25 protein-coding genes are annotated in these 23,475 nt (G+C 64.4%); 8 read left to right on the top strand and 17 right to left on the bottom strand.

Features of this window, described 5'->3' with window-relative positions:
• The first annotated feature begins 72 nt into the window (after positions 1-72).
• A complete protein-coding gene (locus tag K408_RS0126130; protein ID WP_024341416.1) occupies positions 73-501 on the top strand; it encodes a ribosomal maturation YjgA family protein in 429 nt (142 codons plus the stop codon).
• A gap of 100 nt (positions 502-601) precedes the next feature.
• On the opposite strand, the gene K408_RS0126125 is transcribed toward K408_RS0126130, so the two are convergent.
• The 3 genes from K408_RS0126125 to K408_RS0126115 form a co-directional block, all read right to left on the bottom strand.
• Positions 602-1,762 (bottom strand): winged helix-turn-helix domain-containing protein, encoded by a 1,161-nt coding sequence (locus tag K408_RS0126125; protein WP_024341415.1) that lies wholly within the window; start codon positions 1,760-1,762, stop codon positions 602-604.
• Between the two features lie 109 nt (positions 1,763-1,871).
• A complete protein-coding gene (locus K408_RS0126120; protein ID WP_024341414.1) occupies positions 1,872-2,117 on the bottom strand; it encodes a hypothetical protein in 246 nt (81 codons plus the stop codon).
• Between the two features lie 121 nt (positions 2,118-2,238).
• A complete protein-coding gene (locus tag K408_RS0126115; protein ID WP_024341413.1) occupies positions 2,239-2,475 on the bottom strand; it encodes a hypothetical protein in 237 nt (78 codons plus the stop codon).
• A gap of 353 nt (positions 2,476-2,828) precedes the next feature.
• On the opposite strand from K408_RS0126115, the gene K408_RS0126110 reads away from it, so the two are divergent.
• Positions 2,829-3,470, top strand: a complete 642-nt coding sequence (locus K408_RS0126110) for an OmpA family protein (protein WP_024341412.1) — start codon at positions 2,829-2,831, stop codon at positions 3,468-3,470.
• Between the two features lie 54 nt (positions 3,471-3,524).
• Here K408_RS0126110 and K408_RS0126105 read toward each other — a convergent pair whose 3' ends face one another.
• Positions 3,525-4,955: a phospholipid carrier-dependent glycosyltransferase gene (locus tag K408_RS0126105; RefSeq protein WP_024341411.1), complete on the bottom strand. Its 1,431-nt coding sequence runs from the start codon at positions 4,953-4,955 to the stop codon at positions 3,525-3,527.
• 51 nt (positions 4,956-5,006) lie between these two features.
• Here K408_RS0126105 and K408_RS0126100 point away from each other — a divergent pair, with 51 nt between their 5' ends.
• Positions 5,007-5,708 (top strand): FecR family protein, encoded by a 702-nt coding sequence (locus K408_RS0126100; RefSeq protein ID WP_024341410.1) that lies wholly within the window; start codon positions 5,007-5,009, stop codon positions 5,706-5,708.
• A gap of 2 nt (positions 5,709-5,710) precedes the next feature.
• Positions 5,711-6,862, top strand: a complete 1,152-nt coding sequence (locus K408_RS0126095) for a hypothetical protein (RefSeq protein WP_029674313.1) — start codon at positions 5,711-5,713, stop codon at positions 6,860-6,862.
• A gap of 154 nt (positions 6,863-7,016) precedes the next feature.
• On the opposite strand, the gene K408_RS0126090 is transcribed toward K408_RS0126095, so the two are convergent.
• The 3 genes from K408_RS0126090 to K408_RS0126080 form a co-directional block, all read right to left on the bottom strand.
• Positions 7,017-7,505: a VOC family protein gene (locus tag K408_RS0126090; RefSeq protein WP_024341408.1), complete on the bottom strand. Its 489-nt coding sequence runs from the start codon at positions 7,503-7,505 to the stop codon at positions 7,017-7,019.
• A 35-nt stretch (positions 7,506-7,540) separates the two neighbouring features.
• A complete protein-coding gene (locus K408_RS0126085) occupies positions 7,541-7,969 on the bottom strand; it encodes a VOC family protein (RefSeq protein WP_024341407.1) in 429 nt (142 codons plus the stop codon).
• A 127-nt stretch (positions 7,970-8,096) separates the two neighbouring features.
• Positions 8,097-8,606: a cupin domain-containing protein gene (locus K408_RS0126080; RefSeq protein WP_024341406.1), complete on the bottom strand. Its 510-nt coding sequence runs from the start codon at positions 8,604-8,606 to the stop codon at positions 8,097-8,099.
• Positions 8,607-8,733: 127 nt separating this feature from the next.
• Between K408_RS0126080 and K408_RS0126075 the strand changes: the two genes are divergently transcribed.
• The gene (locus K408_RS0126075) at positions 8,734-8,952 is read left to right on the top strand and encodes a CsbD family protein (protein WP_024341405.1); all 219 of its coding nucleotides are present in this window, start codon (positions 8,734-8,736) and stop codon (positions 8,950-8,952) included.
• Positions 8,953-9,121: 169 nt separating this feature from the next.
• Here K408_RS0126075 and K408_RS0126070 read toward each other — a convergent pair whose 3' ends face one another.
• The 5 genes from K408_RS0126070 to ggt form a co-directional block, all read right to left on the bottom strand.
• The gene (locus K408_RS0126070; RefSeq protein ID WP_024341404.1) at positions 9,122-9,586 is read right to left on the bottom strand and encodes an FKBP-type peptidyl-prolyl cis-trans isomerase; all 465 of its coding nucleotides are present in this window, start codon (positions 9,584-9,586) and stop codon (positions 9,122-9,124) included.
• A 60-nt stretch (positions 9,587-9,646) separates the two neighbouring features.
• On the bottom strand, positions 9,647-11,938 hold the full coding sequence (locus tag K408_RS0126065; protein WP_024341403.1) for a xanthine dehydrogenase family protein molybdopterin-binding subunit: 2,292 nt from the start codon (positions 11,936-11,938) through the stop codon (positions 9,647-9,649).
• 2 nt (positions 11,939-11,940) lie between these two features.
• Positions 11,941-12,957: an FAD binding domain-containing protein gene (locus K408_RS0126060; protein WP_024341402.1), complete on the bottom strand. Its 1,017-nt coding sequence runs from the start codon at positions 12,955-12,957 to the stop codon at positions 11,941-11,943.
• A gap of 4 nt (positions 12,958-12,961) precedes the next feature.
• Positions 12,962-13,576, bottom strand: coding sequence for a (2Fe-2S)-binding protein (locus K408_RS0126055; RefSeq protein ID WP_024341401.1), 615 nt, complete (start codon positions 13,574-13,576; stop codon positions 12,962-12,964).
• A 164-nt stretch (positions 13,577-13,740) separates the two neighbouring features.
• Entirely contained in the window at positions 13,741-15,327 is a 1,587-nt protein-coding gene (gene ggt / locus K408_RS0126050; RefSeq protein ID WP_024341400.1) for a gamma-glutamyltransferase, read from the bottom strand.
• Positions 15,328-15,522: 195 nt separating this feature from the next.
• Here ggt and trhO point away from each other — a divergent pair, with 195 nt between their 5' ends.
• Positions 15,523-16,320: an oxygen-dependent tRNA uridine(34) hydroxylase TrhO gene (trhO, locus tag K408_RS0126045; RefSeq protein ID WP_024341399.1), complete on the top strand. Its 798-nt coding sequence runs from the start codon at positions 15,523-15,525 to the stop codon at positions 16,318-16,320.
• On the top strand, positions 16,310-16,528 hold the full coding sequence (locus K408_RS0126040; protein ID WP_024341398.1) for a SlyX family protein: 219 nt from the start codon (positions 16,310-16,312) through the stop codon (positions 16,526-16,528). Before trhO ends, K408_RS0126040 begins: the two co-directional genes overlap by 11 nt.
• Positions 16,529-16,534: 6 nt before the next feature.
• Here the strand turns inward: K408_RS0126040 and K408_RS0126035 are convergent, their stop codons facing one another.
• Complete coding sequence (locus K408_RS0126035) at positions 16,535-18,439, bottom strand: sensor domain-containing diguanylate cyclase (protein WP_024341397.1); 1,905 nt, start codon at positions 18,437-18,439, stop codon at positions 16,535-16,537.
• A 174-nt stretch (positions 18,440-18,613) separates the two neighbouring features.
• On the bottom strand, positions 18,614-18,829 hold the full coding sequence (locus K408_RS0126030; RefSeq protein ID WP_024341396.1) for a hypothetical protein: 216 nt from the start codon (positions 18,827-18,829) through the stop codon (positions 18,614-18,616).
• Between the two features lie 105 nt (positions 18,830-18,934).
• Between K408_RS0126030 and hemE the strand changes: the two genes are divergently transcribed.
• A complete protein-coding gene (gene hemE, locus K408_RS0126025; protein WP_024341395.1) occupies positions 18,935-19,969 on the top strand; it encodes a uroporphyrinogen decarboxylase in 1,035 nt (344 codons plus the stop codon).
• A 165-nt stretch (positions 19,970-20,134) separates the two neighbouring features.
• Here the strand turns inward: hemE and hemC are convergent, their stop codons facing one another.
• The 3 genes from hemC to K408_RS0126010 are packed head-to-tail and all read right to left on the bottom strand — an operon-like array spanning position 20,135 to position 23,409.
• Positions 20,135-21,115 carry a hydroxymethylbilane synthase gene (gene hemC / locus K408_RS0126020; protein WP_024341394.1) on the bottom strand — a complete coding sequence of 327 codons (981 nt, stop codon included), beginning with the start codon at positions 21,113-21,115 and terminating at the stop codon, positions 20,135-20,137.
• Between the two features lie 24 nt (positions 21,116-21,139).
• Entirely contained in the window at positions 21,140-22,765 is a 1,626-nt protein-coding gene (locus tag K408_RS0126015) for a GMC family oxidoreductase (protein WP_024341393.1), read from the bottom strand.
• Between the two features lie 53 nt (positions 22,766-22,818).
• Complete coding sequence (locus tag K408_RS0126010) at positions 22,819-23,409, bottom strand: TetR/AcrR family transcriptional regulator (RefSeq protein ID WP_024341392.1); 591 nt, start codon at positions 23,407-23,409, stop codon at positions 22,819-22,821.
• Between the last annotated feature and the right edge of the window lie 66 nt (positions 23,410-23,475).

The following is a 23,475-nucleotide window of genomic DNA, read 5'->3' as shown; positions in this document are numbered from 1 at the left end:
CCCCCGTTGTTGCTTTTCTAGGGCTGAGCGGCGGTTTTGAGCATCGCGAGCAAAGAGTCAATGGAGCAAGCAATGCGCGTAGCGCAGCCGGATAGACCTGTCGCGCTGCTCCGGAGATCGCTGGTCCGCGCCATCCTTGCGCTCGCGGTGATCGTCTGCGGGCTCAGCTTGCGCTGGTACGGTTTCCCGCTCGGCCTGCCCGCCTTCATCGTGAAGTACGGCGGCTCGCTGTTGTGGGCGACGATGGTGTTCTTGCTGGTCGGGGTGTTGCTGCCGCGGCTGACGGGAAGCGGTCTTGCGGCGATCGCAGCCGCCATCGCCATCGCCGTCGAGTTCTCCCGGCTGGTTCACACGCCATGGCTCGATGCATTCAGGCTCAGCACGGTCGGCGCGCTGCTGCTCGGGCGCATCTTCTCGCTATGGAATCTGGTGGCCTACGCGATCGGGATTCTCTTCGGAATCTTCATCGATCGGCTCGTTGCGAAGCGTCGGGCGAGCTAGCGTTCGCCGCAGCTCCAAAAGCAAAGGCAACTCGCTTCCTCGGTCTGTGCGGATACAAGCGCTCGCGGAATACGCTTTGCCAATCCACCTGCAATCTACCTCACTCTGCCAATTGAAATCGCTCGAAACGATCGAGCTCGTCCTCGATCACACGCTTCAGCTCCTTGCGCCGTCCCGTCTTCTTGCCCTCGCCGACCCACGTCCATTTCTGCATCAACAGCTTCTTGTTCTGCCGGTCGGTCTTGAGGTCGAGCGCAGCTACGATCTCGTCGCCGACCAGCACGGGCAGCGCGAAGTAGCCGAGCTTGCGCTTGGCCTTCGGCACATAGGCTTCGAACAGATGATTGTAGCCGAAGATCAAATTGGTGCGCTTGCGCTGAATGATCAGCGGATCGAACGGCGAGAGGATGTGGACGAGATCGGGCGGCACCTCATGCGGCTTCAGCGCAGCGGGCGGGGCCCAATGCTCCTGCTTGCCGGCTCCCTCGATCGTAACAGGCACGAGTTCGCCGCGGCGGACGCGCGAGGCGATCAGGCGCGCGACCGGCTTCTTGCTCGGTGCGTCGAGATGACAGATCGAATCGAGGCTGACCACGCCCTGCGAGCGCAGCGCGCGGTCGAGCAGATAGGCGGTCGTCTCCCCTGCCGATGCCGGCTTCGGCAGCTTGTCCCAGCCGAAATGCCGCGTCATCAGCTCATAGGTCTTGAGCATGCCCTGTCGCTCGCTGATGGTGACGGCGCCGGTATAGAAGGCAAGCTGCAAGGCGCGCTTCGAGGGCTTGCGGCTCTGCCACAAATGCTCCTTCTCGACGAGCACATCGTCGTCGATGTCGCGGATCGTCAGCGGACCGCCGCGCACCAGCCGCATCACCTTGCGCGTGTCCGCCGGCTTCACCGAAGCGAACCATTTGTGCCCCTCGCGCCGGTGCTCGCGCATCGCCGGCAGGAAGAAGCGGAAGTCGCTCGCCGGCACGTAGGACAGCGCATGGGTCCAGTATTCGAACACGCTTTTGTCGACGCTCTGGGCTTGGCGAAGATCGGCGCGTCGGTAGGCCGGGATCCGGCTGAACAGGATATGGTGATGGCAGCGCTCGATGACGTTGATCGTGTCGATCTGCACATAGCCGAGATGCGCGACCGCGTCCGCGACGGCCTGCGCGCCGTCACCAAAAGGGATTCGCTCGTCCAGTCGCTGGGCATGCAGCCAGATCTGCCGAGCCTGTGTGGTTGTGAGCGGAAGCGGTTTGGGCGTGCGGGACATTGCAGGGACAATGTAGCGGGATTCGCGCCGAGGCAAAGAAGCATGGACACGAAAAAGCCGCGCTGCCATCTGCTGCCAGCGCGGCCATCACGCGTGAAATCGGCGGAAGCTACTTCATCGCCATCGCCTTCTCGGCGTTCATGTAGTGCTTGCAGGCGCCGCGCATGTTGCCTTTGCTCATGTCGGAATTGGCCGAGGCCATCGACTTCCTCGCTGCGATCTTGCCCGGCGTGTCTTCGCCACCCATCCCGGCAACCAGCTTTGCCATGTTTGCACTGGTGCACGCCATCTTGGCAGCCGATGCGGGAGTCAGAGCGAGTGCCACGAATGCCGTCGCGAGCAATAGGGTCTTCATCAAATTTTCTCCTCAAGAAATGAAGCCGGCCTGATGCCGGCCACCGCACCGGACATTCTTCAGCGACAAGTTTATCAAGGAGAAGACATTTTCGTTGCTGCGTCGCCGTACTCGCCCGCGTTCAGCGTGCGGCTTTTGGGCGCTCCCCGACGCTGCCGGTCGCAACATCAGGCTCACAGGAGGCCTTGCCGCGTCCCTCGGACTGGCAGCGATAGACCTCGCCGGTGAGACGATCGACCAGCCACATATTTTCCTCGTTGGGCGCTCCCAGCCCGACATAGCGGGAGGTCAGGCCCGTGATCAGCGTGGACAGCAGGATCGCCACTGCGATCATAGCCGCCCCGACGTAGATCGGCATCGAGCTCACGAACACTGTCCGATCCGGCGGGGCGCTGCGATGGAACTGGTAGTCACTTGGCCTCGGCACTGGACGGAACTCAGCTCCTGTCGCGGACGAATTGTCAAAGGATCTAAGTACGATAGCCGGGTTTCTAGACGAATTCTTGTTCTGGAGCGGGCTGCGAGGCGACGCCTTTGCGACGAACGCGGGTCTCAAAGGCTCCTCGATCCGACCTGACGCGCAGAGTGTCGAAACAGATCGATGTCTCAGTCCGACGATATGAATGTGACAAGGATCACATCTATGCCTTTGAACCTGCCCTAGGCTCACAGCATCAAATCGCCATCAGGCGTAGCAGCGAGGATATGACAATGACCCGTTTTGATAAGTTCTTTGGACTGAAGGCGATGACTCTGACAGCCGCGCTGTCGATGACGGCGAGCCTGGCCATGGCTGGCGACAACAACGTCTCCACCGACAAGATCCTGGATGCCCTGAAGCCCAAACCGGCGACCCGCGGCCTGTCCGTGGGCCCGCAGACCGATACGACCGTGCAGGCCAAGGAGGCGACATTCCTGAACACCGTGCGCAACCGACCGACCCGATCGTTGTCGATGGGCGAGCGGGAGCAGATCGCCGAGCTCGCGGCGACCAAGCCGAAGATCGATCTGGAGATCCAGTTCGACTACAACTCGGCTGACATCGCCAAGACCTCGATGGCCTCGGTGCAGGCGCTCGGCAAGGCCCTGTCCGATCCGGCACTCAAGGGCTCGACCTTCGTGGTCGCCGGCCACACCGACGCCACCGGCGGCGAAGAGTACAATCAGGGCCTCTCCGAGAGGCGCGCCGACACCATCAAGAAGTACCTGGTGCAGAACTACGGCCTCAACGGCAACGATCTGGTCACCGTCGGTTACGGCGAGACCAAGCTGAAGGATGCCGCCAACGGCGCAGACGCGGTCAACCGCCGCGTCCAGGTCGTGAACATGGAGACCAAGACCGCGTCCAAGTGAGGCGCGGCCATCGTGCAAGACACGCCGCCTGCCGCAGCCCGGCAGGCGGCGATGTCATATCCAGCTCTGGAACAGCATCAGCCGGTTGAAGCTGTTCATCGACGCGCCGATGAAGGCTGCGGAAATCGGCAGCATGACTGCAAAGCCAGCCGCAGCGACGCCGACATAGGCCCACAGCAGCCAGCGCGGCATTCCGTGCCGGCGCAGCACGTAGACGAGGGCGAGGGAGGCCGCCGTCGCGGCCGGCAGATAGTAATAGATGAAGCCCAGCGTGCGCGGCAGCAAGGCCCAGGCAAGCCAGGGGCCGAAATAGAATGCTGCGATCAGGAACGCGTCCCAGCGGCGCGCGACGATGAAATCCCGCAGCACGATGATGAGCGCGAGCAGCGCCGGCCAAAGCACCAGCGGATTGCCGAGGAAGACGATGGCAGCGACGTTGTCCTCTGCGGTCTTGTCGAACAGGAACCAGACCGGGCGCGCGAGCAGCGGCCAGGATGGCCATGAACTCATATAGGTGTGGCCGGCGATCGCGGTCGTCGTGTTGTCGGCAAAGATGCGCCGCTGCGCCTCGAACAAATCCGGCAGCGACAATCCATTGAGCGGAACGAACGCTGCAAGATACGTCAGCGCCGGCAGGATCGCGAAGCAGAGCGCGAGATGATGCAGCTTCAAGCCGGGCCACAGCTCGGGCCGATACCAATCGTCCGGCCTCGCGTCCGCGAACAGCGTGCGCCAGCCCTGCATCAGGCGGATCACCGCGACAATGACGATGCAGACGCCGAGCGGAAACAAGCCGCTCCATTTGCACGCCGCAGCAAGTCCGAACAGAGCGCCTGCCGCGGCAAACATCGTCTGCGGCCGCTCTCGTCGAAAGCCATGCATGAAGGCGGCGGTCGCCAGCAGGCCGAAGCCGAGCGCGAAAATGTCGAGCATGGCGATGCGCGCCTGCACGTACAGCATCTGGTTGAGACCGGCGATCAGCGCGGCCGCGATCGCGGGCCCTCGTGCCGAGAACAGCGCGAGGCCGCACAGATAGATCGCGACGATCGCCAGTGCACCGAACAACGTCGCGGGATAACGCCAGCCGAGCGCGTTGTCGCCGAAGGCCGCGATGGATGCCGCCATCAGCTCCTTGGCTAGCGGCGGATGCATCGGGTTGAGCATCGGCTGCGACATCACAGGCGCCAGCATCTGCCGCGCCGCCGGCACATAATGCACCTCGTCGAAGACGAACTTCTCCGGCGTGGTGAGGCCGATCAGCAGCGCCAGATGCGCGATCAGGAAAATCGCGACAGCGATTACTGCGCTCCGCGACAATCTTGGAACTGCGATCGATTCAAGAGGCTGCTGTGGGGATGTTTTGCGTGGCAAATTTGCGTCACCGCGGGACAAAAGTAAGTGTTGTGTTTTCATTGAACGCATTCTGCCGCAACTGTCACTAAGCATAGCGCACGTCCCGCGCCGCTTGTGATAATTCCGCCACATCGCAAGCGCGCGCGATCCGGTACGATCAGGGACACATCGATCGGTTGCGAAATGAATTTGCGTTTTTGGCTTTTCTCCATCCTGTCGTCGGCCGCATTGTGCACAGCATCTGCTGCACCGGCGCAGACACGCGTCGGCCAGGCCGTCGTGATCCAGAACGAAGTGGTGCGCGTCGCCGCAACCACGACGCCGATCAACGTCGGCGACAGCATGCTGCGCGATGAGACCGTACGCACCGGTGCCGACAGCGCGGCACGTTTCGTGATGGCCGACAGCACCAACCTGTCGCTCGGGCCGAGTGCCACGCTGAAGCTCGACCGTACCGTCTTCAACGACGAGCACAGCTATCGCGACGTCGCAATCCGCATGACCACCGGCGCATTCCGCTTTGTCACCGGCAACTCCGACAAGGCCGCCTACAAGATCACCACGCCGCTCGCGACCATCGGCGTGCGCGGCACCACGCTCGACATTCTCTCGCAGCGCGGACGCTCCGTGGTCGTGCTTCAGGACGGCGCAGCCAGCGTGTGTACGAGAAGCGGCCAATGCGTGCAGCTCACCCAGCCCGGCGAGACCGCGGTCATCACCTCGACCGGCGGCAAGGTCAGCATCACCAAATCCAACACGCCGCCCTGGACCTTTGCCGCCAACTGCGCCGCGAGTGCGGGGCTGTGCGCGGTCAACCAGTACGCCGACGCCTCGCCGACCATCACGCCCGCCGTCCAGGACGACGGCATGCTGTGCGGACGCTGACGATGGCAAAGTTGAACGTACGGCGCCTCATCCTTGCCGTTGCACTGACCGCAACTGCGGCCTTTGCGCTTGCCACGCTCGATGCCCGCCCGGCGGCTGCGCAGGAATCGGAGTGCGGGTCCGAGTGCGAGCCAAATCCCACTCCGTCCCCAACCTATTCTCCGTCACCGTCTCCGTCACCTACTCCGACTCCCTCCCCGTCACCGAGCCCCTATCCGGCGCCTTCACCGAGTCCGTATCCTCCGCCGTCAGGACCGACCGGCGCCGATTCGAGCGGCAATTCGATCGGCGGGCTTGCCAATCAGCGTTTCAACCAGATGATCACCAACCGGGTGCTTGGCACGGTGCTGCTCGGCGTCAACGAGCAGATCAATTGCGGCGACTGCGTCAGCGCGTTCGGCTCGGCCGGCTCGTTCTCGGCCGGCATCCACGGCCGCAAGGCGCTCACCAACAATCTGTCACTGCTCGCCGGCATCGCCTACACGCATTACGATGGGGGCGGCTACAAGATCACCAGCGCACCGATCGGCGCTTTCGCACTGCGCTACGACTTCACCGATTGGGGCTCGTCGCGCCCGTTCTTCGACGTCGGCGCAATCCTGACGCCGTGGGAGAAGGCACGTTACACGCGCAGCTACGACACCAGCCTCGGCCCGGTGAGCGTAACCAGTTCGACCAATGCCTCCAATTATGCCGTCTACGGCCGCGCCGGCTGGATCAGCCGCCTGTCGCCGCGCGACGAGGTCGCCGCCTCGATCGAAGTCTGGCAGCTCTGGCAACGCGTCTCCGGCTACAGCGACAGCGCCGTGGCATTCAATCCGTTCGATGCCAGCATCGCTGATGGCACCGACCGCACCAGCCTCGTCAAGATCGGCGGGCAGTGGACGCATCTGTTCGGCAGCAACATCGAGACCAATATCAATGGCGGGTGGGTACAGTCATTCGCCAGCCACAGCGGCATCGTTGCCACCGTGACCGGCAACGGCACGGTGGTGCCCACCATGGGCAACCAGGGCTGGTTCGAATATGGCGGCCGCCTTGGCTTCCGCGTGCAGAAGGGGTGGATCGTGGATCTCTTCGCCAACGGCACGCTCGGTCCACAGCCGGTCGGTAACACCATTCATGGCGGCGTGGGGTTGCGGATCAATTACTAGCAGCGAGGCTTCGCCTCACACCCGCCGTCATGCCACGGCTTGACCGGGGCATCCGGAACGCCGCAACCATCCGCTCAATCACTGCCGTCTTGGAGTACTGGATCGCCCGGTCAAGCCGGGCGATCACAGCGCGTGCATGGCACGGGCCTGCGGCTCACGCCGCCGACTTGCCCTCGAAGGCCCGACGCAGCACGTCCACGTCGAGCTTCACCATCTTCATCATGGCCTGCATTGCGCGCGCGGCCGCTGCCTTGTCCGGGCTCGACAGGAATTCGAACATTACTGTCGGGACCACCTGCCAGGCCACGCCCCAGCGATCCCTGAGCCAGCCGCATTGTTCTTCCTTGGCGCCATGGGCGAGGAACGCGTTCCAGACGCTGTCGACCTGGGCCTGGTCGTCGCAATGGATCATCAGCGAGATCGCGTGGGTGTACTCCATTTTCATGCCGCCATTGAGCGCCACCAGGGGCTGCCCGGCTATCGTGAATTCGACGACGAGAACCGAGCCTTCCTTGCCGGAGGGGCCGTCCGAAACGTTGTGCTGAACGTGCGTGATCTCCGAATTCGGGACCAGCGAGACGTAGAATTTTGCGGCCTCTTCGGCATCGCCGTCGAACCACATGCAGGGCACGAGCTTGGACATCGTGAATGCTCCTCTTCAGATCTGCCGGGCTCGGCTCAGACGTTCGCCAAGTCGGGCTGCAGGGGGGCGGCCGCGAGATTCATCCAGTTCACTCCCCACATATGGCCGTCCGGGTCCTCGAAACTACGGCCGTACATGAAGCTGTATTCGTCCTTCGGGCTTGGATCTGCTACTCCGCCCGCGGCCGCGGCCTTGACAATGATGTCGTCGACATCGCTGCGGCTGTCAGCAGACAGGCAGAGCAGCACCTGATTCGAGGTCCTGGCGTCCGCGATCGGCTTCGGCGTGAACTGGCGAAATTTGTCGTGCGTCAGCAGCATGGCGTAGATGGTCTCGGAAAAGACCATGCAGCTTGCGGTCTCGTCGCAAAATTGCGGATTCTTGACCGCGCCGACCGCCTCGTAGAAGGCGGTCGCGCGCTTGAGGTCGGTCACCGGCAGGTTGACGAAGATCATCTTGGGCATCGGAAGCTCCTTGGCGGGTTCTGCCCAAGGACGGCCGGCAAGACCGCCATCCGACATCACTTCCGAGTATTTTTTGATCCCGCTTGCGTGGCTCTATTGTACCGATTCCCATCAACCCTGGGGCGGCTCACTTCTTCTCGTTGGGATCCCGGTGCACCGGGTCGATCCACAGCACGGTCTCGGGTTTCTCGACCGGCTCGATGTCGAGGTTGATCGCCACCGCCTCGCCGTCGCTGCGCACCAGAACGCACTCCAGCACCTCGTCCGGGCTGGCGTTGATCTCCTGGTGCGGCACATAGGGCGGGACGAAGATGAAGTCGCCGGGGCCGGCTTCGGCGGTGAACTGCAGGCTCTCGCCCCAGCGCATCCGCGCCTTTCCCTTCACCACATAGATGACGCTTTCGAGATGGCCGTGATGATGTGCGCCGGTCTTCGCATCCGGCTTGATGCTGACCGTGCCAGCCCACAGTTTCTGCGCGCCGACGCGTGCGAAGTTGATGGCGGCGGCGCGGTCCATGCCTGCCGTCGACGGCACGTTGGTGTCGAGCTGGTTACCGGGAATGACGCGCACGCCGTCATGTTTCCAGCGATCATGATCGTGGTCATGGTGGGAATGCGAATGGTCATGGCCGGTCATGGGACTTGCTTTCTGTTGGTTCCGTGCGCGGCAAACTAACCAAAGCAGCGCCCACTAGCCAGACCAAAATCGGAACCCTCGTAGCCACCGGGCGTTGTCAATGCGAGCAAAATGGAAGGAGAGTTTCATGGGTAGCACGACCGACAAGATCAAGGGCACCGCCAACGAAGCCATTGGCAACGCCAAGCAGGGCATCGGCGAAGCCACGGGCTCCGATCGCATGAAAGGCGAAGGCGTGGTCCAGGAGGCCAAGGGCAAGGGCCAGCAGGCCATGGGCGACGCCAAGGACGCCGGGAAGGAAGCGATGGACCGCGCCGCTGCGGCCGCCAAGCGTGCGACCGAGTAGCACGCAGTGATCTGAAAGCGAAAGACCGGCCGAAAGGCCGGTCTTTTTTTGTATTTTCATGTCCGGGATGGTGCGCAGGTGCCAGACCCCAGGTGTGCGATTGCGCAACCAGGGACCTCGAGATTCCGGGTTCGGCTCTCCGAGCCGGCCCGGAATGACGGCGGCGCCATCACTTCACCGCGAGCAATTCCACGTCGAACATCAGCGTCGCGTTCGGCGGGATCACGCCGCCGGCGCCGCGAGCGCCGTAGCCGAGCTGCGGCGGAATGATCAGCGTGCGCTTGCCGCCGACCTTCATCGAGGCAACGCCTTCGTCCCAACCGGCAATGACGCGGCCCTTGCCGATCGGGAATTCGAACGGCTCCTTGCGATCGACGGAGGAGTCGAATTTCTTGCCCTTCTGCCCGTTCTCATAGAGCCAGCCGGTATAGTGCATCACGCAGATCTGGCCGGGCTGCGGCGAGGCACCGGTGCCGACGGTCGAGTCGATGATCTGCAAGCCTGAAGCTGTGGTCATGGTCTTTCCTGCGGTCTGGGCCGAGGCCGGGGTGGAAACGAAATCGGTTACGCCTGCGATCACGGTGATCGCGAGTGCCGACATGATAGCGAGGAGCACGCGCTGAAAACGCTGCATAAGACACCTTCCATTTGAGGCGGGAGGTGTCTAACCCAACGCCGCCGCCGTTTCCACCCTCTAGACTTCGATATTTTCCAGCCGTACCGGCAGCCTGCGGATACGCTGGCCGGTGGCGTGATAGATCGCGTTGCAGATCGCCGCATTGGTGCCGACATTGCCGAGCTCGCCGAGGCCCTTTGCGCCCGCCGGGTTGATGTGGTCGTCCTGCTCGGAAAGCATGATGACCTCGACGCCGGGGACGTCGGCGTTCACGGGCACGAGGTAATCGGCGAGATTGTCGTTGACGTAGCGCGCATAGCGTTCGTCGATCTCGGTGGCCTCCAGCAGCGCCGAAGACATGCCCCAGATCAGGCCGCCCATGAGCTGGCTGCGCGCCGTGCGCGAATTCATGATGCGGCCCGCAGCGAAAGCGCCGACAAGGCGAGGGCAGCGGATCTCGTGCGTGAAACGGTTGATGCGGACCTCGACGAACTCAGCGCCGAAGGCGTAGGCGATCTTGTCTTTCATTTGATGACCGCCGACGAACCGCGGCTGTCCGCGGTGCATGGCCGTGAACGAGTCCATCGGCGCACCGTCCGGCTTCCACTCGCCATACTCCTCGACGATCCCGACGCCGAGCGCATCGAAGGCCTTCTCGATATCGAGAGGGCGGTCGCTCTTCGCAGCCTGAGTCGAGGGTGCAGGACTGATGCCGACGGTCTCCTTGGCCTTGTCGGCGAGGCTGTCGCTCGGCATCACCGCCTTGAGCAGACGCTGCCGGATCTGATCGCACACCATCATCACTGCCGAGCAGGTGCTGGCCGTCGAGTTGGAGCCGCCGGCGACCGGCGCAGGCGGCAGGTCGCTGTCCCCTATGAAGACCGCGACCTTTTCGAGCGGCACGCCGAGCCGCTCGGCCGCCGTCTGGGCTATGATTGTATAGGCCCCGGTGCCGATCTCGTGGCCGGCGATCTCGACACGGGTACGGCCGTCGCGCTGCAAGCGCACGCGTGCGGCACATGGCGCCATCTGCGTCGGATAGCAGGTGGCGGCGCAGCCGTAGCCGATCAGCCAGTCGCCGTCGGACATCGATTTCGGCTGCGGCGAGCGCTGCGACCAGCCGAACGCCTTGGCGGCTTCATCGAAACACGCCATGAGCGATCGCGAGGTGTAAGGCTTGCCATCGATCGGCTCGTTGGTGGCATCGTTGATGCGGCGAAGCTCGATGGGATCCATATCAAGCTTCACGGCGAGCTCGTCCAAGGCGCTCTCGAGCGCGAACAGGTACGGCACCTCCGGGGGCGAGCGCATGAAACCGGGCGTGTTGCGATCGGCACGCACGATCGACACCAGGCTGTCGACATTCGGGCAGGCATAGAGTCGCGTCGTCGTCTTGGTCCCACCGACGCAATAGGCGTCCGGGCGCGAGGAGACCTCGAACCCCGCATGCCTCAAGGCCACCAGCCTGCCGTCACGGCTCGCGCCGAGCCTGATCTCATGACGCGTCTCTGCGCGGTACGTCGTGATGGTGAAACCCTGATCGCGGGTCGGGACGAGCTTGATCGGACGATTCAGACGCTTGGCGATCGCGGCGATGATGGCGGTACGCGGCGTCATAGAGCCCCGCGAGCCGAACCCGCCGCCGACATAGGGATTGACCACCCGCACCTTGTCGGCGTCGATGCCGAGTTGCTCGGCAACGCCGTTCTTCAAGCCATAGACGTATTGACTGCCCTCATAGATGACGAGGTTGTCGCCCATCCAGGCGCAGCTGGTCGTAAAAAGCTCCATCGGATTGTGGTGCTGCGCCGGCGTGTCGTAGGCGGCAGTCAGCTTGACCTCGGCCTCCTCGAACGCCTTGGCGAAATCGCCGACCTTCGGGTCCTCCTTGAACTGCGCGTTCTGTCCCTTCGCGGCCGCGGTCGTTGCACCGGGCGAATCGAAAGTCGCGCTCGGCGCGCTGACCGTACAGCTGACCTTGACGCGGTTGGCGGCCTCGCGCGCCGCCTCGTAGCTTTCGGCGACGATCACAGCGATGATCTGGCCGTCATGCGCAATTTCGACCGATTTCAGCGGCTGGATCGTAGTGCCGGCATAGCCACCATTGCTGAACAACTTCGATTCCTTCAGCTTCGGCGCATTCTCATGCGTAACGATCTCGATCACTCCGCGGACTCGCCTGGCATCGTCGAGGTCGAAGCGGTCGATGCGGCCCTTGGCGATGGCGCTGGTGACCAGGAAGGCGTAGGCCGGATTGTCCAGCGGCATGTCGGCGGCATAGGTCGCCCGCCCCGTGACTTTTGCGGCCGCATCATAGCGCGGCACGGGTGTTCCCATATTCGCCTTGGGCTCGGGAGCTGCAGCGGTCATCGTCAGATCTCCATCGTTACGGCCTGCTGAAGCGCACGTGCCACCACGCGCTTGCCGAGCGCGATCTTGAAGCTGTTGTGCCGCCGCCCCTTGGCCTCGGCGAAAGCGGCATCGGCGGCGCGCCGGGCCAGCGCTTCATCGAACTCCTGCCCCTTCAACAGTGCTTCCGCCTCGCGCGCCCGCCAAGGCACCGTGGCCACGCCGCCGAGCGCGACGCGCGCGTCCCTGATCGCGCCATCCTGAACGTCGAGCGCGACCGCCGCCGAGGACAGCGCGAACTCGTAGGATTGCCGGTCGCGCGCCTTTAGATATACCGACCGCGGCCACCGGCCCTGGATCGAGAAGGCCGAAATCAGCTCGCCGGGCTGAAGCGTGGTCTCGATATCAGGCGTGCTGCCCGGTGCCTTGTGCAGCTGGGCGAACGGCATGCTGCGCGTCCCGGCCTTGCCGGTGATCTCGGCCATGGCATCGAGAGCGATCAGCGCCTGGGCAAAATCGCCAGGATAGGTCGCGATGCACTGGTCGGAGACGCCGAGCACGGCATGCATGCGATTGACGCCGTCCATTGCGGCACAGCCGGAGCCGGGACTGCGCTTGTTGCAATTTTCATAGGAGACGTCGCGGAAATAGCTGCAGCGCGTTCGCTGCATCACGTTGCCGCCGAGCGTTGCCATGTTGCGCAGCTGGGCGCTGGCGGCGAGCTTCAGCGAATCCGCGATCACCGGATAGTTTCGCTCGATCTCGGCGTGGGCGGCAACATCCGACATCTTCGCCAGCGCGCCGAGGCGCAGGCCGTCGCTCTTCGGCTCGATCGCTGACCAGCCGCGCGCGAGCGGATTGATGTCGACGATCGCGGCCGGCCGCATCACGTCCAGCTTCATCAGGTCGATCAGCGTCGTGCCGCCGGCGAGCGGCTGCACAAGTGCCTTGGTCACCGGATTGTTCGCCGCCGCGGCGGCGCCGAGCGCCTGCACGGCCATGTCAGGGTCTGTTGCCCTCTGATACGAAAACGGTCGCATCGGCCTAGCCTTTCACGATCTCGGGCGCGGCCTGCTTCACGGCGGCCACGATGTTCGGATAAGCGGCGCAGCGGCAGATGTTGCCGCTCATGTATTCGCGAATCTCGGCCTCGCTGTTGGCATGGCCTTCCTTGACACAGGCGACGGCGGACATGATCTGGCCCGGCGTGCAATAGCCGCACTGGAAGGCGTCGTTGTCGATGAAGGCCTGCTGCATCGGATGCAGGCGGTCGTCGGTGGCAAGCCCCTCGATCGTCGTGATCTCCTGCCCTTCGGCCGCAAGCGCCAGCGTCAGGCACGACACGACGCGCCGATCGTCGATCAGCACGGTACAGGCGCCACACTGGCCGTGGTCGCAGCCCTTCTTGCTGCCGGTGAGCTTGAGATGTTCACGCAATGCATCGAGCACCGTAGTGCGCGCGTCGATGCTCAGGCGATTGTCCTTGCCGTTCACCCGCAGCGTGACTTCGACGGGCAGCGATGGATCCCGAGCGGCGGGCGCACTCGCCTCCTGCGCGGCCGCACGCGCGGTCATCGGGACCAACGCACTTCCGGCAGCACCGGCCAGGAAGGCGCGCCGATCGAATGCTGATGTTCTGGAACCTGGTTTGTCGGGCATGGCAGGCCTCCGCCGCTGATCTGCAAAGCAGCGCACGCCTGCACCGCTCATCGCCCCTTAACTTGGAGCAATGAGTGCGGTTCCGGACGAGATAAGGGCGGCGCAGCGAATGCCGGCCGCCCTTCGTCAACTTTTCCTGATCTCGCGGGGAACTGCGCGGGCGATCAATAGCCGAGCGCGCAGCCGTCCTTGCGCGGATCGGAGCCACCGGTGAGCGTGCCCTTGTCCCAATCGATCCAGATCGCCTGGGCGCCGCCGAGCGGGCTGACCACACTGGTGGTCTTGTGGCCGAGCTTCTTCAGACCATCGACGATTGCCGCCGGCACGCTGTCCTCGAGTTGATACTGGCCCTCGTAGTGCAGGCCGCGCGGCATGTCGATCGCCTCCTGCACGTCACAGCCATAATCTAGGATATTGGTGATCACGCGGGTCTGGCCGACCGGCTGGTACTGCCCGCCCATCACCGCGAACGGCATCACGGAGCGGCCGCCCTGGGTGAGCAGGCTCGGCATGATCGTATGCAGCGGGCGCTTGCCGCCGGCGATGCAGTTGGGATGGCCGGGCTGAATGCGGAAGCCGCCGGCGCGGTTCTGGAACAAGACACCGGTCTTGTTGGAAACGATGGCCGAGCCGAAGGAGTGCGCGATCGAGTTGATGAACGAGCAGACGTTGCGATCCTTGTCCACGACCGTGATGTAGATGGTCGAAGGATTCATCGGCGGCGCGACATTCGGCAGGTCGAGCATGCCGTCCATCCGGATCTTGGCGATGTGCTCGTCGCAGAATTCCTTGGCCAGAATCTTGGCAACCTCGATCTGCATGTGCTCGGGATCGGCGACGTGCAACTCGCGATGCATGTAGGCGATGCGCGCAGCCTCGGCCTCGAGATGGAAGCGCTCGACGCTGAGCGGGGCGTATTTGGTCAGGTCGAACCGCGACAGGATGTTGAGCATCAGCAGCATGGTGAGGCCCGGTCCGTTCGGCGGGCACTGCCAGACATCATAGCCCTTGTACATGGTGCCGATCGGCGTCGTCGTCTCGGTCGTATGCGCGGCGAAATCGTCGAGCGTGTGCAGGCCGCCGATGCCGCGCAGGGTCTCGACCATGTCCTCCGCAATCGCGCCCTTGTAGAAGGCGTCGCGGCCGTCCTTGGCGATCGCCCGCAGGGTCTTGCCGAGCTCAGCCTGGCGGATGACATCGCCGGTGACCGGCGGCTTGCCGCCCGGCAGCAGGTAACGCACAGTGTTGGTGCCGGCCTTCAGCTTCTCGAACTGGTTCTTCCAGTCGAAGGCGATGCGGGGTGCGACGACATAGCCCTCCTCCGCCGCCTTGATCGCGGGCTGGAGCAGCCGGTCGAAGCCGAACTTGCCGTGATCGCGCAGGACGGTGGCGAAGGCATCGACCACGCCGGGGATCGAGACGGCATGCGCCGAGGTGAGCGGCACGGAATTGATCTTGCGCTCGAGATACCAGTCGGCATTCGCCGCCTTCGGCGCGCGGCCGGATCCGTTATAGGCGATGATCTTGCCCTCGCCGCGCGGCTGGACCAGCGCAAAACAATCGCCGCCGATGCCGGTCGATTGCGGCTCGATCACGCCAAGCAGGGCCGAGCCGGCAACCGCCGCGTCCACCGCGGTGCCGCCCTCGCGCAGCACCTCGATGGCGGCAAGCGAGGCTTGCGGGTGCGAGGTCGCCACCATCGCATTGGTGGCGTGGACCGTGGACCTGCCGGGAAAATGGAAGTTTCTCATCGAATGTCTTGCTCTCTTGGCCGTCGGCGCCGGTGGCGCGCCTCTCGAAAAACCGCGTCTACATGACACATTCCGCCCCGGCGGGGCAATGCTGGCATGCCACGAAAATGGCTGCCATCCGCTGAACGTATGGACCTTTCAAGACGGCGGTCATGCGGGTTTTCCGGACGGCTGTCGCCTGCTAAACGGGCCGCCATGTCTGACCCCAGTTCGACCATCAAGGTCGCGGCCTTCTACCAGTTCGCCGCCCTCCCGGACTACCGCGAGCTGCGCGAGCCCCTGCGCGCCTTCTGCGCCGGCCTCGGGCTGAAAGGCAGCGTGCTGCTGGCGCAGGAAGGCATCAACGGCACCGTCGCCGGGCTTCCGGAGGCGATCGACACGCTCGCTCATGAGCTCGCACACGGCAGCCTATTCGGAGGCCGGCTCGACAATCTCGAATTGAAGTTCTCGACCGCCGCGGGGATGCCGTTCGGCCGGCTCAAGGTGCGGCTGAAGAAGGAGATCGTCACGCTGGGCGACGGGACGGCCGATCCGACCCGCCAGGTCGGCACCTATGTCGAGGCTGCCGAGTGGAACACTCTGATCGCGGCGCCCGACACAGTGCTGCTCGACACCCGCAACGCCTTTGAGGTGGCGATGGGAACGTTCGAGGGCGCGGTCGACCCCGGCATCAAGAGCTTTGGCGAGTTCAAGGACTTCGCCGCAGCCAGGCTCGATCCGGCCAAGCATCGCCGGATCGCTATGTTCTGCACCGGCGGCATTCGCTGCGAGAAGGCAAGCGCACACCTGCTCGCGCGCGGCTTTGCCGAGGTCTACCACCTCAAGGGCGGCATCCTGAAGTATCTGGAAGAGGTGCCGGAGGCGCAGAGCCGCTGGCGCGGCGAATGTTTCGTGTTCGACGAGCGCGTGGCGCTCGGCCACGGTTTGCGAGAACTTGGCTCACGAGGACGGGACTTGCGCGAGCAGGACATGGGGCCCGGCCGTGACGAATGAGATCAAGACGCTGAGCGAGCGCATCGACGCGCTGGAGACGCGCCTCGCCTACCAGGACGACACGATCGAGACGTTGAACCAGACCATCACGGCGCAATGGAAGCAGATCGACACGCTGACGCGGCAGGTCGCGCAGCTCAACGAGCGGCTCCACGAGGCGGAGGCAAATGCGCCCGGGCCTGCCAACGAGCCTCCTCCGCATTACTGATCGGCCTTATTGGCCCGATACCTTCGGCAGCAGGGTCGTGACCTCGCCGGACATCACCAGGCGGTTGCGGCCCGCGTCCTTGGCGGCGTAGAGCGCCCGGTCTGCAGCTTCAAGCAGCGAGCCCACGCCCGCCGTGCGCTCCAGCACCGGCCGGCACGCCGCACCGCCGACGGAGGCGGTGACGCATCCGGCCGCCGGATTGGTGCTGTGAACAAGGCCGGAGCCGTGAATGGCGCTTCGGATCCGCTCGCCGACCCTGGCGCAGCCGGCGGCATCGGTGTTCGGCAGCAGCATGGCGAATTCCTCGCCGCCATAGCGGGCAGCCAGATCACCGGCGCGCTGCGTCTCGGCCGCGATGATCCTTGCGACCAGGCGCAGGCAGGCATCGCCGGCGGGATGGCCGTATTCGTCGTTGTAGGCTTTGAAGTGGTCGACGTCGATCATCAGCAAGGCGAGGCTGGAGCGGTCGCGATAGGCGCGCGCCCACTCCTCCTGCAGCCGCTCGTCGAAGCGGCGGCGATTGGCCAGGCCGGTGAGGCTGTCCTCGATCGCGAGCGTCTCCAGCTTGGTCTCCAGCTTCTTCTGTTCGGTGATGTCGCGCGAGATCGCGACCACGCCATCGACGTTGCCGTTGCTCTTTCGCGTCACCCGCATGGTCGATTCGAGCCATACTTCGCCGTTCTGCCGGTGCGCGTTGCGATAGGTGAGACGCGCCTCCTCCCTCTCGCCACGCTTCAACGCGCCGACGATCGCCTGGACCTCCGGCAGATCGTCTGGGTTGATACCCGCAAGAGCCGGGGTGCCGATCAGCTGATCGGGGCGCCAGCCGACAACGCGCACCGACGAGGGCGAGACATAGCGGAGCCGCTCGTCGAGGCCGATGCGTGTCACCATGTCGCTGGAGCCTTCGGCGAGCAGGCGGAAGTGCGCTTCCTTCTCGCCCAGGGCTGCGGCCATGCGCTGGCCCCGATGCAACTGCCACACCAGCACGCCGCCGATGACCGCGATCAGCATCACCAGAGCGAGCACGTAGAGCATGCGGGAGATTGCGTCGGTTCGCCAAGGCGCGAGCAGCTCCTCCTTGTCCAGCGTGGCCAGCAGGACGAGTGGATAGCGGCTGCTGCGCCAGAAGAAGCTGACACGCTGGGCGCCATCCAGCGGCGATTCGAAGTGATAGGCGCCGCTCGGCCGTTGCAGGCTGGCGTCGCGGAACAGCGCGGTGTCTGCAACGTTGCGTCCCACGAACTTTTCGTTATTGGGATCGCGCGCGATGATCACGCCGTCGCCATGCGTCAGCGCAATCGAGCTGTTGCGGCCGATCTCGAACTGCTCGTAGAACTGCGAGAGATATCTGGAGCTGATGGTCGCGAGCACCACGCCGCCGAAGCTGCCGTCCTGCTTGTTGAAGCGGCGCGACAGAGTGACCACCCATTCGCCATCGAGCAGGCTCTTCACGGGGCGGCCGACATAGGGTTCTCGTTTCGGGGAAAGCTGATGCTGACGGAAAAACGCATCGTCGCTGAGCGTTGCGCCGATCGTGCCGGGCGAGGTCAGCCAGTTGCCCTGATCATCGATGACGGCGAGGCTATGGACACGCGGAATCGCCTTCCTGCGCGCTTCCAGGACAGTGCCGAGCTTCGCGATCGTGATGGGACCAGTGCCATCGATCTCCAGCCGGCTGACCGCACCGACGACGCCGGAATCCAGGAGATCGAGGCTATCCTCGGCATGCTGGGTCAGTGAACGCGCGACGTTCGCCAACTCCGTCTCGGCGCCCTTCAGCACGGTGTCGCGGGCGCTCCATTCGCGCCAGCCGCTCACGCCCAAGATGGTGGCACAGGTGAGCACGACGAACGCGGCCGCGCGCAGCGGCAAGCGGCTCCATCCGGGTCGTGTGGTGACGGCGGTCATGCGGCAGAGGTCTCCGATGGCGGAACCTCTGCCTGTTCTGTTATTGAAACCTGAAAAAGACGGGGCCCGACGCGGCGCTGCTCCGCCTTTCCAGTAGTCCTACGGGGGACCGGATTCACTCATCGCTAACAAGATGCTAGCAGGCCTATCGGAATCCGGCGCGCCTACCTCTCCCTAGCTGAAGATCGCCTTAACTTTGTCCCAGAGCGAGGGCTGGTCGGCATCTGCATCTGCCTTCGAGGGCGTCGGCTGCGCGGCGCTGACGGGATCGGAAGCCGGGAACGTATCCTTCAGCCCGGCGTCGAGCTTGGATTGCCGATCAGCGGCGAGCGCCTCGTGCGGGTCGTCGGCGAGCTTGTCGTACGGCGCGGGATTGAATGTCTCAGCCATGATCTCCTCCATTGGCTGTTCAACGCGGCGAAGTTGCGCTGGTTCCCCTGTTCCGCTGGCGGCCGGGCCGGTGTATCAGGAGCCATAACCTCTGCAGGACCATTCGTGCCCCAATCTGCGACCAAGCCCTTCATCGACGTGCTCTCCGGTCACCGACAAGCCGTCCCACCCGTGTGGATGATGCGCCAGGCCGGGCGCTACCTTCCGGAATATCGCGAGGTGCGCGCCAAGGCAGGCGGCTTCCTCGATCTCTGCTTCAACCCGGAGCTAGCAGCCGAGGTGACGCTGCAACCGATCCGCAGGTTCGGCTTCAATGCGGCGATCATCTTCTCCGACATTCTGGTGATCCCCCATGCGCTCGGCCGCTCGGTGCGGTTCGAGGTGGGCGAGGGCCCGCGGCTCGAGCCGCTCGACGATCCTGCCAAGGTCGCCACGCTGGCCTCGCGCGCGGATTTCAGCAAGCTCGCGCCGGTCTTCGAGGCGCTCAAGATCGTGCGCGGCGCGCTCGATCCCGACGTCGCGCTGATCGGTTTCTGCGGCGCGCCCTGGACGGTGGCGACCTACATGGTCGCGGGCTACGGCACCCCGGACCAGGCGCCGGCCCGGATGATGGCCTATCGCCATCCTGAAGCTTTCTCGGCGATCATCGACGTGCTGGTCGACAACTCGATCGAATATCTGCTGGCGCAGCTCGCGGCCGGAGCCGACGCCTTGCAGATCTTCGACACCTGGGCCGGCGTATTGCCTCCAGCCGAATTCGCGCGCTGGTCGGTCGAGCCGACGCGGCGCATCGTCGAGGGCGTACGCGCGAAGGTACCGGATGCGAAGATCATCGGCTTCCCGCGCGGTGCCGCCGCGCAGCTACCAGCCTATGTCGAGGCAACCCGCGTCAGCGCCGTCAGCATCGACTGGACCGCGGAGCCGGGCTTCATCCGCGATCATGTGCAAAGCAAGGTCGCCGTGCAGGGCAATCTCGATCCGCTGGTGCTGATTGCAGGCGGTACCGCGCTCGATCGCGCCGTCGACGATGTGCTGGCAAATTTCGCGCAAGGGCGGCTGATCTTCAATCTTGGCCACGGCATCCAGCCGGAGACGCCGATCGCCCATGTCGAGCAGATGATCAAGCGCGTGCGGGGCTGATTGATTTGGCCCGTTCGGGCACGGCAACAGAAAACCGAAAACAACCCCATGCACAGTAGACAAGCCATTGAAAGCCTTGGGCTGGCATGGCTCACCCCGCGCGTTTGACACGTCGGGCAAAACAGGCGCAGAACGGCATGATCGCCGATCGTGGTTTCGCGAGCCTCAGCGAGGCCTGCTGCGCTCGATAATCTCCGCCGCCCCCTTCGCCAGCAGGTCCAATCCCACCGCACGGCCGAGCTCGCGCGGACGATTGGCAGGGCCGGCACGCGAGACTTCGATGATCGTGTTGCCGGAGAGGTCGAGCACGGACGCGGTGAGCGACATGTGATCACCTGAGATGGTCGAGAAGCCGGCCACCGGCGAATTGCAGTGGCCGTTCAGCACCCACAGCACCTCGCGCTCAGCGTCGGCCGAGGCGTGCGCGGCGGGATCGTCGATCGCTGACAGGATCTTTCGCGTCTGCCAGTCCTGCGCCGCGCATTCGACCGCGACGATGCCCTGCCCTGCCGCCGGCAGCATCTCCGTCGCGGTGAATTCGTAGGCTATGCGGTTCGCCAGACCGACGCGATCGAGGCCCGAACGCGCCATGATCAGCGCATCCGCCGGTCCCACCGCGCCGCCGTCCGGCAGCCGCTGCTTCTCGCCATTGTCGAGCTTGCGCACGCGCGTATCGGCGGCGCCGCGGAAGTGGATGATCTCGACCTCGGGAAACAACCGCCGCGCATAGGCCGCCCGGCGCACCGCGTTGGTGCCGATCTTGAGGCCCTTGCCGCGGGACTGGCGCAGCGCCTCCAGCGTCACGCCCTCGCGCAGCACCAGCGCGTCGCTCGGCGGATCGCGCGACAAGGTGGCGCCGATGACGAGGCCCGGCGTATCCTCGTTACCCGGCATGTCCTTGAGCGAATGCATGGCTGCCTGCAGCTCGCCTGAAACCACGGCCGCGCGGATCTGCGCCACGAAGGCCCCGCCCTTGCCGCCATGCGACAACAGCTTGCTGGTCTGGTCGAGATCGCCCGTGGTGTCGAACTTGACGATCTCGACGTCGAGACCGGGCACCGCGGCGGTCAGGCGGCGTGCGATTTCTTCCGTCTGTGCCAGCGCCATCGCGCTCTTGCGGGTGCCGATCCGAAATCGAGTAGGCAAGTCGAATGTCCTTTCAGGGCGAATTCAGCCCGCATCCTCCAATATCATGTCGGAGGCCTTCTCGGCGATCATGATGATCGGCGCATTGGTGTTCCCCGACACGAGGTCCGGCATGATCGAGCCATCGACGACACGAAGACCGTCGAGCCCCCTCACCTTCAGCCGCTGATCGACCACCGCGAGCGCGTCATTGCCCATACGACAGGTCGAGGTCGGATGGTAGATGGTGCTGCCGCGCTCGCGACAATAATCCAATATCTCGGCATCTGTGGATACCTTCTCGCCGGGGTCGTACTCGCTGACCACGAACGGTTTCAGCGCCGGCGCGTTCAGGATCTTGCGCAAGATCTTGATGCCCTCGACGTTTGTGGTGCGATCGGTCTCGGTCGACATGTAGTTGATGCGGATCTCCGGGGGCACGGCGGGGTCGGCACTCTTGATGCGGAGGGAACCGCGACTTTCGGGCCGGAGCTGGCAGACCGAAGCCGTGAAGCCGGAGAAATCGTGCAGCTTCTCGCCCATCTTGTCGGTCGAGAACGGAAGGAAGTGCACCTGGATGTCGGGCGAAGCCAGCCGTGAGCTGGTCTTGAAGAATGCGCCGGCGGTGCCGGCCGCGATCGTCAGCCAGCCCTTCCGAAACAGTGCATAGCGCGCCCCGGCCATGGTGCGGCGAAGCGGATGATTGACCGTGTCGTTGAGGGTGATCTTCTGCGAGCAGCGCATCACGATGCGAACCTGCATGTGATCCTGCAGGTCGTTACCCACGCCCGGCGCGTCCAGCACCACATCGATGCCGTGCTTGCGCAGGAGGTCGCCGGGGCCGACGCCGGAAAGCTGAAGCAATTGCGGCGAGTTGTAGGCCCCGCTGGAAAGCACGACTTCCTTGCGTGCGCGGGCGCGGCGCAATGCTGCGCCTTGCCGAAATTCGACGCCGACGGCGCGGCGCCCTTCGAACAACAGACGCTGGGCGTGTGCCGAGGTTTCGATCTTGAGATTGCTGCGTGACTTCGCGGGTCCGAGATAGGCGACCGCCGTCGACGCACGCCGTCCATTGCGCGTCGTGGTCTGGAACAGGCCGACGCCTTCCTGCGTCGCACCGTTGAAGTCAGGGTTGTAGGGCAGACCGGTCTCGACCGCTGCATCGATGAAGGCTTTCGACAACGGATCGGTCACGATCATGTTGGACACCGGCAGGGGACCGCCCGTGCCATGATATTGATCCGCACCGCGCGACTGGTTCTCGGCTTTCTTGAAATAGGGCAGCACGTCGTCATAGCCCCAGCCGGTATTGCCGAGCTGGCGCCAGCGGTCGTAGTCCTCGTGCTGGCCGCGGACATAGAGCAGCCCGTTGATCGAGCTCGATCCGCCCAGCGTCTTGCCGCGCGGCTGGAAGACCTGCCGGCCCTTCAGCTCGGGCTCGGGCTCGGTCTGGTACATCCAGTTGACGGTCTTCTCCTTGAAGAGCTTGCCGTAGCCGAGCGGGACGTGAATCCAGATGTTCGAATCCTTCGGGCCCGCCTCGAGCAGCAACACGCTGTGCTTGCCGTCCGCCGACAGTCGGTTGGCGAGCACGCAGCCGGCGGAGCCGGCACCGACGATGATGTAGTCGAATTCGGGATCTGACGGTGCGAGCGAGGAATTTGCGTTCATGCGCTACTGTTCTTCTCGTTGTGTGGGCGTTTCCGGCAACGTGATTAGCACAATCATGCGGTGACGCGCAGCGCCTCGACCAGCGACTTGAACGCACGGGCGTATTCCGTGCCTGCCCTTGCGATGTCAGCGCGTCCAGCGCAGGCGACCGCGGCTTCCGTGACCGCGCCGAGCAGCAGTCGCGCCAGCGGCTCGACCGGCTGCTTGGCGACCAGGCCGGATTCCATGGCGATGGAAAGTGCGCGCGGCAGCTTGCCGCCGAAATGCTTGGCGTCGATCTCGCGCCAGCGCTCCCAACCGAGCACGGCCGGGCCGTCGCGCAAAATGATCCGGCCGGTCGGCCCCTTTGCGGTCGCGGCAAAGTAATGCTGGGTGCCGGCAACCATTGCGGCGAGCACGTCCTTCTCGGCCCGCGCGGCGCCGTCGATCTCGATCACGAGATCGCGTGAGACCTGGTCGAAAACGGCTTCGAACACCGCTTCCTTGGTCTTGAAGTGATGATAGACCGCGCCCTTGGCGATGCCCGCGGCGCCCGCGATCTCATCCATCGTCGTGGCGGCGAAGCCTTGCGTCCCGAACAGGCGGCGCGCCGCCGCCAGGATCGCTTCGATTGTTGCGGCGCGCCGCTCCGCCTGTTTCGCCATGAATCCCGTCTAACCGAATTCGCGGCAGGCGGCCAGTTGACTTTTCGACCGCCGGTCGGTATTTAC

The organism is Bradyrhizobium sp. in8p8 (assembly GCF_000426845.1).
GTDB lineage: Bacteria > Pseudomonadota > Alphaproteobacteria > Rhizobiales > Xanthobacteraceae > Bradyrhizobium > Bradyrhizobium japonicum_C.
This window is presented reverse-complemented; position numbering and strand designations above follow the sequence as displayed.